The 9518-nt window shown below is 68.3% G+C and carries 7 protein-coding genes and 1 pseudogene; 3 read left to right on the top strand and 5 right to left on the bottom strand.

Translation table 11 applies throughout. From position 1 onward, the window contains the following. A pseudogene (locus MRBLMC3_RS22990) lies at window positions 1-200 on the top strand (succinyl-CoA--3-ketoacid-CoA transferase); the annotation flags it as partial. A 40-nt stretch (window positions 201-240) separates the two neighbouring features. Here the strand turns inward: MRBLMC3_RS22990 and MRBLMC3_RS22985 are convergent. From MRBLMC3_RS22985 to MRBLMC3_RS22970, 4 genes are all read right to left on the bottom strand, one after another. Then, on the bottom strand, window positions 241-1953 hold the full coding sequence (locus MRBLMC3_RS22985) for a GAF domain-containing hybrid sensor histidine kinase/response regulator (RefSeq protein ID WP_363736634.1): 1713 nt from the start codon (window positions 1951-1953) through the stop codon (window positions 241-243). A 170-nt stretch (window positions 1954-2123) separates the two neighbouring features. Continuing rightward, complete coding sequence (gene acs, locus MRBLMC3_RS22980; protein ID WP_363832699.1) at window positions 2124-4076, bottom strand: acetate--CoA ligase; 1953 nt, start codon at window positions 4074-4076, stop codon at window positions 2124-2126. A 9-nt stretch (window positions 4077-4085) separates the two neighbouring features. Further along, window positions 4086-4538 (bottom strand): pseudoazurin, encoded by a 453-nt coding sequence (locus MRBLMC3_RS22975; RefSeq protein WP_363736638.1) that lies wholly within the window; start codon window positions 4536-4538, stop codon window positions 4086-4088. Window positions 4539-4674: 136 nt separating this feature from the next. After that, window positions 4675-5235 (bottom strand): rhodanese-like domain-containing protein, encoded by a 561-nt coding sequence (locus MRBLMC3_RS22970; RefSeq protein WP_363736640.1) that lies wholly within the window; start codon window positions 5233-5235, stop codon window positions 4675-4677. Window positions 5236-5339: 104 nt separating this feature from the next. Here MRBLMC3_RS22970 and MRBLMC3_RS22965 point away from each other — a divergent pair, with 104 nt between their 5' ends. After that, window positions 5340-6113, top strand: a complete 774-nt coding sequence (locus tag MRBLMC3_RS22965) for a quinoprotein dehydrogenase-associated SoxYZ-like carrier (protein WP_363736642.1) — start codon at window positions 5340-5342, stop codon at window positions 6111-6113. After that, on the top strand, window positions 6110-7057 hold the full coding sequence (locus MRBLMC3_RS22960; protein WP_363832696.1) for a quinoprotein relay system zinc metallohydrolase 1: 948 nt from the start codon (window positions 6110-6112) through the stop codon (window positions 7055-7057). Before MRBLMC3_RS22965 ends, MRBLMC3_RS22960 begins: the two co-directional genes overlap by 4 nt. A 37-nt stretch (window positions 7058-7094) precedes the next feature. Here the strand turns inward: MRBLMC3_RS22960 and MRBLMC3_RS22955 are convergent, their stop codons facing one another. Further along, window positions 7095-9410: a TonB-dependent receptor gene (locus tag MRBLMC3_RS22955; protein ID WP_363832694.1), complete on the bottom strand. Its 2316-nt coding sequence runs from the start codon at window positions 9408-9410 to the stop codon at window positions 7095-7097. Between the last annotated feature and the right edge of the window lie 108 nt (window positions 9411-9518).

Here is a 9518-nt window from a genome sequence, read left to right as displayed (position 1 = left end):
CCAAGTTCATCCCGGCCTGCACCCTGCCGCTGACCGGCAGGAATGTGGTCGACATGATCGTCACCGACCTCTGCGTCTTCCAGCGGCCCGACCATGACAGCCCCTTCCGCCTCGTCCAGCTCGCTCCGGGCGTGACAGAAGACGACGTCGCCGAAAGGACAAGCGCGCATTACACGGTCGACATCGCCGAGGCGGCATGACTGGAACAGGCAGCCCGGCGGCAGCCGTCATATACCCGGATCAGGCGGTCTGCGCGCGCGCGGCGGAGATGCAGGCCTGCAGATGTTGATGCCGGAACGGCTTTGACAGGCGGGTGATGTCGGGCGCGATCAGGTCCACCCCCTCATAACCCGATATGATCAGCAGCGCGATCTTCGGATGATCGGCACGCAGGCGCAGCGCCAGTTCCACTCCCGTCATGCCCGGCATGATATGGTCGGTGATCAGGATGTCCGGCCGGTCGCCTGATTCGATCATCGTGAGGGCATGTTCGGCGCGGTCGGTGTCGATCACCTCATAGCCCATGTCGACCAGCATCGCCCGCGTGCTGTTCCGGACAAGGTCGTTATCATCCACCAGCAGCACCTTGCCCGATCGCGCTTTGGGCTCTTCCCCGACCGCAGGCGGTTCGGCTTTCGCGACAGGGGCCTGCTCGACCGGCAGCCAGAGCCTGACGCTCGTACCCTCGCCCACAGCGCTGTCGATCTCCACCGTGCCGCCAAGCTGGGTGGCAAGGCCATGGACCATGGACAGGCCCAGTCCCGTACCGTGGCCGGAAGGCTTGGTGGTGAAAAAGGGTTCCATCGCCGCAGCCCGGACCGACGGCGTCATGCCGGTGCCGGTATCGCTGACGGTCAGGCAGACATAGGGACCAGGCGGCGCCAGAGCGGCGGGCAGGCGGCTCTTCCGGGCCTCCGCCTTTATGCTGAAGGCGCCGCCATCGAGCATGGCATCGCGCGCGTTGACCGCCAGATTGAGCAGCGCGACCTCAAGCTGGTGGGCATCGGCGCGCACGGCGGGCAGCATCGGTTGCAGATCGAGCGACAGCGCGATCCGCGGGCCCAGCGTGCTGGCCAGCAGGGCCTGCATGCCATCGAGCAGGGTTGACAGGTCGACCGCCTTTGCGGTCAGGGGCTGGCGGCGGGCAAAGGTCAGGAGCCGCTGCACCAGCGTCTGGGCGCTTTCCGCCGCCTGCATCGCGATGGTCGCGTGCCGCTCGATCGACTCCGGGGTCCGCTTGCCCGACAGGATCAGGTCCAGCCCGCCGACGATCGGCATCAGCAGATTGTTGAAATCATGGGCGACATGGCCGGTCAACTGGCCCAGCATGTCCAGCTTCTGGACCTGGCGCAGGCTGTCCTGCGACCGCTCCAGTTCCGTGGTGCGTTCCCTGACGCGGCGTTCCAGCTGATCGTTCAGCGCTTCCAGCGATGCGAACAGCCGCCCATTTTCCAGCGCGGTGGACGCCGCGCGGGCCAGGGCCTCCAGCAGCGCGATCTCATTTTCTGTGGGCTGCGCGAATTCCGACCAATAGGCGCCCAGAGCGGCTATGGGCTCGACGCGGCCGATCGGCACCATCACCATGGACCGCACGAATGTGGTGCGATAGGCCTCCACCGGCACGCGGGGATCGTCGAATATGTCCGGGATCACCGCGGTCCGGTGATTCTCCATCGCCCAGCCCGATACGCAGCTCGCCGCGGGAAAGCGCTGGCCCGCCCAAAGCGGCTCCATCGAATCTTCCGCGATATAGTGACACTCGTCCTCATCGCGCAGGACGACCGCAATGCCGTCCGCCCCGACCGCGCGACGCGCGAAGGCTCGCAGGACATGGGTGATGGCCTCCAGGGACCGAGCACCTGCCAGCGCTTCCATGGCTTCGGCGGCTATGCTCCATCGGGCCGCCAGCGCCTTTTGCTCCGCACCCCGTTCGCTTGCCAGTTTCCTGTCCATCGACAACCTTCTGCATCGAAACCGCGCAGCTTTCTATCATTGGACGGGGTCGATCACAAAGCGATTATGATCAACGGCTTAGCGCTCGCCTGCCACCGATGGTCATCAACCATTTCTTAACCCTGCTGCGGCGGCGGGAAGGACATGCCTCTTCCCGCCCCATCGCTGCTCTATGCGGCGCGGCTTTCGACCAGCTCCTGCACGATGGCCGGATCGGCAAGTGTACTGATGTCGCCCAGCGCCTGCGGGGACACTTCACCCTCCGCGATCTTGCGCAGGATGCGGCGCATGATCTTGCCCGACCGGGTCTTGGGCAGGCCGGGGGCAAACTGGATCACGTCGGGCGTCGCGATCGGCCCGATCTCGCTGCGCACCCATTTGACCAGCGCCTGGCGCATCGCGTCGCTCGCTTCCTCGCCGCTGTTGAGCGTCACATAGGCGTAGATGCCCTGGCCCTTGATGTCGTGCGGAAAGCCCACGACCGCCGCCTCGGCCACCGCTTCGTGCAGCACCAGCGCGCTCTCGACCTCCGCCGTGCCCATGCGGTGCCCGGACACGTTGATGACGTCGTCTACCCGGCCCGTGATCCAATAGTCTCCGTCCGCGTCGCGCCGGCAACCGTCGCCGGTGAAGTACAGCCCCGGATAGGTGGTGAAATAGGTCTGGAAGAAGCGCTCATGGTCGCCCCAGACAGTGCGCGCCTGCCCCGGCCAGCTCCGCGCGATGCAGAGATTGCCCTCCCCTTCGCCGTCCACGGCGACGCCATTGCCGTCGACCAGCAGGGGTTCCACCCCGAAAAAGGGCCTGGCCGCCGCACCCGGCTTCAGGTCCGTCGCGCCCGGCAACGGCGTGATCATGTGCCCGCCCGTCTCGGTCTGCCACCAGGTGTCGACGATGGGGCAGCGCCCCTCGCCCACCACCTCATGATACCAGCGCCAGGCCTCGGGATTGATCGGCTCGCCCACCGTCCCCAGCAGGCGCAGCGACGTGCGGCTGGTGCGGGTCACGAAATCGTCGCCTTCCTTCATCAGCGAACGCAGCGCCGTCGGCGCGGTGTAGAGCGTCGCCACCTGATGCCGGTCGACCACTTCCCAGATGCGGCTGGGCGTCGGCCAGTTCGGCACCCCCTCGAACATCAGCGTGGTGCCGCCATTGGCGAGCGGCCCATAGACGATATAGCTGTGCCCCGTGACCCAGCCGACATCGGCGGATGACCAGAAGACTTCGCCCGGCCGATGGTCGAAGCTCAGGTCGAATGTCATCGCCGCCCAGAGCAGATAGCCCCCGGTCGAATGCAGCACGCCCTTGGGCTTGCCCGTCGATCCGGAGGTATAGAGCAGGAACAGCGGGTCTTCCGCCGCCATCGCCTCGGCCGGACAATCGACGGAAACGGTGGCGGCCAGTTCGTCATAATAGGCGTCGCGCCCAGCATCCATTGCAACATCGCCGCCGGTCGCCCGGACGACGATCACGCGCTCCAGCCCCGGCGCCAGAACCGCCGCCGCGTCGACATTGCGCTTGAGCGGCACGGTCCTGCCGCCGCGCCGCCCCTCATCGGCGGTGATGACGATCCGGCTGTCGCAATCGGTGATCCGCCCCGCCAGCGCCTCGGGCGAAAAGCCGCCGAACACGACGGAATGGATCGCCCCGATCCGCGCGCAGGCGAGCATGGCGAAGGCGGCCTCCGGAATCATCGGCAGGTAGAGCGTCACCCGGTCGCCGCGGCCCACGCCCGCCGCCTTCAGCACATTGGCGAAGCGACACACCTCCGTATGCAATTGCCGATAGGTGAAGCGCCGCGCCGGTTCCTCCGGATCGTCGGGTTCCCAGATGATCGCCACCTGGTCCCCGCGCGTCTCCAGATGGCGGTCCAGGCAATTGGCCGACACGTTGAGCATGCCGTCGCTGAACCAGCTTATGCCGAAATTCCGCTCCGCAAAGCTGCTCTCGTCGGCGCGGGTGGGTTCGCGCAGCCAGTCCAGCCGCCGCGCCTGCTCCAGCCAATAGGCGTCAGCGTCATCGATCGATCGGCGATAGCCCGCGGCATAGGCGGCGGCATCGACCTTCGCCTCCGCCGACCAGAGCGGCGGCACGGGATAGACAAGGGGGGCCGTGGTCAGCATCGGCGGATCTCACTTCACCTTGGCAAGCGCGGCGGTCATCCGCTTGGCGGCGAAGGGCGGCAACTTCACCGCCTTGGCGGCGGCGAGATCGGCCGGGGTTACCTTGCCCACCTGCACCAGGGCGACCATGCCCATCGAATAATGCGGCATGCACTTGATGCCGTAGAGGCCCGGCTTGGTGACGGTCAGCACCGCCTCCTTGTTCATCGCGCCCTTCATCGGGGTCGCGCCGGCCGGCAGCATGTTCGCCATGGTTTCGGCATTATGGCTGGGATTGCTTGGCTGGAAACGGATGGTGTCGCCCACAGCCGCCTTCACGAAGGACGGCTCGAACACCATGGCGCCATCCGCGCCCTGGTTCTTCATATGGACGATGATGTCCCTGGCCTGCGCCGAAAGCGGCGCCAGCGCCAGCAGCGCGACGGCGCCAACAGCGCCCAGGGTGATGCGAATGTCGGTCAAGGCTCTCTCTCCCATGCAAACATGCTTGGGCAAAAGATGGCGCAGCGCGGCGGATCCTCGCAATGGGCCATTGGTCCTAGAGCTTGAGCAGACCAAAGCATGCCACGACAAAATCGGGGCACGACCCGCGCCTGATCTAGGACGGAGCGCTCGCGCGCACGACGCCTCCCTCCGGCACCGCCCGCGCCAATGGCTGTCCCAGGTCGCGCCAGCCGTCCGTCCCCTCCGCCAGCCACCAGACATTGCGATAGCCCATGGCGCGCAGCCGCCGCGCGGCGTTCCAGCTCATCCAGCAATCGGCCCGGCAGAAGACCAGGAGCATGCGATCCCGCCGTCCACCCGTCAGCCGCCGCACGCCACCTGCGAACCAGGCCGCGATGCCGGGCTCCGGCACGCCCCTGCCCGCTTCGGGAAACCAGTGCGCGCCCGGAACGCTTTCATGCTGCTCCGCCAGCCGCCAGCGCCCGTCGCGCTCCCTATGCCCGCCCTCGGCCGGCAGGACATCGATGAACAGCGCGTCCCGCCCCGGCCGCAGGGCCGCGGCGGCGGCCGGGGCGATCCGGCCAACCCCGTCGGGCGGGCGGGCGACCGGCGCGCGATAGGCGGCGATGCGATATCCGTCGGGGCCGAACAATGGCTCCGCCCCCACCGGCGCCGCGCAAAGCAGCAATGCGGCGCCCCATACAGTCATCCTCATTCCCGGCCCTCCCCATCCGACCCAAGGGCCAATGGTAGCGCATTGCGCCAGCCTGTAGATCTGCACCAAGGGAGAAGGACGTGAAAGGGCGAAGATACGCAGCCATGACCCTGGCCCTGCTCGCGCTGGCGGCGCGCGCAGACGCATCCGTGCCTGCCGATCCGCTCGAATCGCCGATGTGGGAAGCGCATGCGAAGCTGCTGTTCGGCGACGATCCGGTCCGCTTCGACCCGCGGGTGAAGGTCGGCTTTCCCCAGATCGCGGAAAATCAGCGCAGCTTCCCGGTGGCCATCGACGCCCGCGCCATTGCCGGCGTCCGACGCATCGTGCTGATGGCAGACCTCAACCCGATCCCCATCGCCATCGACTATCACCCGACGGACAGCGACGCCTATCTCGCCACCCGGATCAAGCTGGACCAGCGCACGCCCGTGCGCGGCGCGGTGCAGTTGGCGAGCGGCGAATGGCTGGTGTCCGGCGGCTGGATCGACGCGGCGGGCGGCGGCTGCTCGACGCCGCCGGTCAGCCGCGTCAAGGGCGACTGGGCCGAACATCTGGGCGAAATCAGGGGCGAAGCCTGGCCCGTCGCCGGGCCAACCCCGGCCAGCCGCCTGCGCATCAGCTTCCGGCACCCGATGGATACCGGGCTGGTCGATGCCATTCCCACCTATCATCTGGAACAGCTGACCGTGCGCGACGGCGCCGGCCGCGAACTGGGCCGGATGGAGATCTGGGCTTCGGTCGCGGAAGACCCGGCCATCACCCTGGTCCCTCATGCGGCGGCGGGCGACATGCTGACGGTCGATGCCCGCGACACCAACGGACGCGATTATCACGCGGCACTGTCCGTCGCGCGCCAGTCGCCCCCGCCGCGATGATGCTCACCCGGCGCGGACTGATCACCGGCGGCATGGCGCTCGCCGCCTTGCCCGCGCAGGCGCGCGGCCGCTATGCGATCGATCCCGTCGCCGTCGCGGACGGAATATGGATGATCCACGGCGCGGACGCCCCGATCGATCCGGCCAATGGCGGCGCCATCGCCAATATCGCGATCATCGCCACGCCGGCGGGGACGGTACTGTGCGATTGCGGCCCGTCGCTCTCCTATGGGCAGGCGCTGCGCAAGGTGGCGGAGGAACTGACCGGCCAGAGGGTGGTCCGCGTCTATGTCACCCATCTGCACCCCGATCACGGCATGGGCATCGCCGCCTTCGATCCCGGGATCGTCGCGGCGCTGCCCGGCACGATCGAAGCGCTCGCCAGCGAGGGACGCGGCTATTCAGACGCGATGTACCGGTTGCTGAACGACTGGATGCGCGGCACCGAACTGGTCCTGCCCGGCCTGCCGATCACGACAGGGCGCGATGATTTCGGCGGGCGCGGCTTGCGGCTGCTGGCGCTTTCCGGCCACAGCGGCGCGGACCTGGCGCTGCTGGACGAACGAAGCGGCCTGCTGATCGGCGGCGACCTCGTCTTTCACGATCGCGCACCCAGCACGCCGACCGCCGACCTTCCCCGCTGGCGCGCGAGCCTCGACCGGCTGGCGAGCGAACCGCATGGCGGGCTGGTCCCCGGCCATGGCCCGTTCGATCCGGGCGGCAGGGCCGCCATTGCCCAGACCCGCGACTGGATCGACTGGCTGGAGGACGCGCTGACGCGGGCGGTGCAATCGGGCCTCGACATGGTGGAGGCGGGCGAACTGCCAATCCCCCCACGCTTCGCGACCATGGCGGCGGCACGATACGAACTGCAACGCAGCGTCTCCCACCTCTATCCGGGGCTGGAGGCGCGGCTGCTGCCCCGCATCGACCAGCCAGCCTGATCTGGCGCGATTAGCCGGCGATCCAAGCCGGTTGGCTCTAGAATCGAGCCTTCACCCCCGCATACCAGCGGCGCGGCGCGCCCGGCCCATAGGCGCGCGGATCGGACGCATGCGGCGCTTGCGCCATCGCCACCTCCCCGATGTCGCTGAACGTGCCGAAGGTTGCATATTTGCAGTCCAGCGCATTGTGCAACTCGCCGAACAGCGTCACCCCCGGCAGGATATCGACCCCGGCGCGCAGATTGACCAGCGCATAGCCCTTCAGCGGCGGCTGGTCATTGCCCTCGTCACCCACCAGATATTGTCCCGTCCGCGCGATCAGGTCGCCGCCGGCCGACCAGCCCCGCCCGGCATAGTCCAGCGACAGCGTCGCACTGTGGCGGGGAATGCCGGGCAGCCGGTCGCCCGGCCGGACAAGGATCACGCCGTTCTCGTCCGCCGCGGGATTGGCGGGACTGGAAAGCGCCAGCTCATGCCGGTAGGTCGCGTCGGTGAAGGCATAGCTGAGGGCCCCGGAAAAGCCACCGCGCACGGCCTTCAGGGTGAACTCCACGCCCTGCCGCCGGGTGGCGCCGATATTGCGGAACCAGGCGCGTCCGCGAATGTCGGACGCGACAAATTGAATGTCGTCGCGGTTGCGCGTGCGATAGGCGGACAACAGCCATTCCAGCCGGAACCCGCCCCACCGGCCCCGCCCGCCCGCGCCCGCTTCCCAGCTTTTGGCGACGACCTGCTTCAACGGCGGATCGGCGATGAAGAAATTGGCGAGGCTGCACGGCGCATGCTCATCGGCGCAGGACAGTTCGGCGGGCGTGGGCGCGCGGTTGCTCTCGGCATAGCCGACGCGCAGGTCCAGTTCCTGCGACAGCCGGTAATCGAACTCCAGACCGGGGTTCAGCCGCTCGAACCGATGATCGCCGTTGAGCGCCGTGCCGATCCGGTCGCGCATCGCGATCGCGACATGATTGTAGCGCAGCCCGATCTCCGCCGAGAGCCGGGGGGTCAGCGGCAGCCGGTCCTGCGCGAACAGCCCCCAATAGCTGGCATGCGCGACCAGGCCGACCGGCCCGATGGCGCCGTCCTCCTGCACGATGGACGGCCCCAGCCCCTGGACGCTGCGATCCTCCGTCAGCGCGCCCAGTTCGGTCGACGCGCCAAAGCGGCTGCGGCTCGTGTCATAGCTCAGCCCGATGGCAAGGTGATTGCGCCCGCCCGGCAACGCCCGCTCGTCGATCATCTGGACCAGCGCGCCCATCGCCCGGCTGTCGAGCCGGCCACGGTTGAGCACGCCATAGCCCTCGCCGCCCCGCACATCGGCAATCGGCCGCCCGTCGCCATCAGTCAGCAGCGCCTCTTCCGTCCCGCCCACGGTCTCCAGGCAGAGCAGCCCGGCGCGATCCTCGTCCTCGCACGCCTCCATGTCGGCGGCATCGCCATTCACGGTGCGCAGCTTCAACCGCTGGGCATAGAACGTGCCCTCGATCCGCGTCCCCTCCCCCAACGCGACCCAGGGGTGCAGGCTGACCCGGCCATAGCGCGCTCTGGCATTGTCGGGCCAGGTGAAGACCGCCCGCCGGTCCGCCGCCAGCAATTCGACCGGCGCGACGCCATTGCCCGCCAGGTCCGTGTCGGCGCCGATCCACTTCAGATGCAGCCCGCCCGTCGCGGTGTCGAAGCCCAGGTCGGCATAGCCATTATAGAGGGTGGAGGGCGAATGGTCGCGCCAGCCGTCCTCATGGCGGTACTGGAACGCGCCGAAGGCACTGAAATCGCCCCTCTTCAGGCCGCCCGCGACGCTCGCCTCCCGCGACCCGAAACGGCCGCCGGTCAGGCTCGCCTCCAGCCCCGGATCGCTGGCGCCCGTCCTGGTGTCGATCACCATCGCCCCGCCCAGCGCGTTCAGCCCGTAGACAGCGCTGCTGTCAAGCAGGGTGACGCCGCGAATCGCCGCCTCCGGCAACAGATCGAAGGCGACGGTATCGCCAAAGGGCTGGTTGAAGCGCGCCCCGTCCAGATAGACCGCCAGCCCCTGCGCCTGCCCCTGCAAGGGGGAGGCGGTAAAGCCGCGATAGACCAGATTGGGCTGCCACGGATTGCCCTGCGCATCCTGCAGGGTCACGCCCGCGATCGACCGGGTCAGTGCGCCCAGCAGGTCGGGCGCCCCGGCGCGGCCGATGTCCGCGCCGGTCAGGCGCAACGCATCATCGGCATCGATCGCGCCGCCGGGCGCCGTGACGACGATCGGCTGCCGCTCCGCATCGGCGTCGGCCGTCTCCGCCCGCGCGTCCAGGACCATGGCCTGCCCCGCCAGCATCGCCCATGCCGCGCCGACCAGCCGCATGCCCTTCCTCATCCCCTTGCCTCTTCTTCTTTGTTCCTCGACCGCCAGGCCATTGTCCAGCCATGAAAAAATGGGGCCGCATCCCTGTTAGGATGCGGCCCCGCCCCGTGACATTGTTCC

It is taken from the genome of Sphingobium sp. LMC3-1-1.1, assembly GCF_040676285.1.
Lineage (GTDB): Bacteria > Pseudomonadota > Alphaproteobacteria > Sphingomonadales > Sphingomonadaceae > Sphingobium.
Note: the sequence above shows the minus strand (reverse complement) of the source record. Positions and strands in the feature narration are given on the sequence as shown.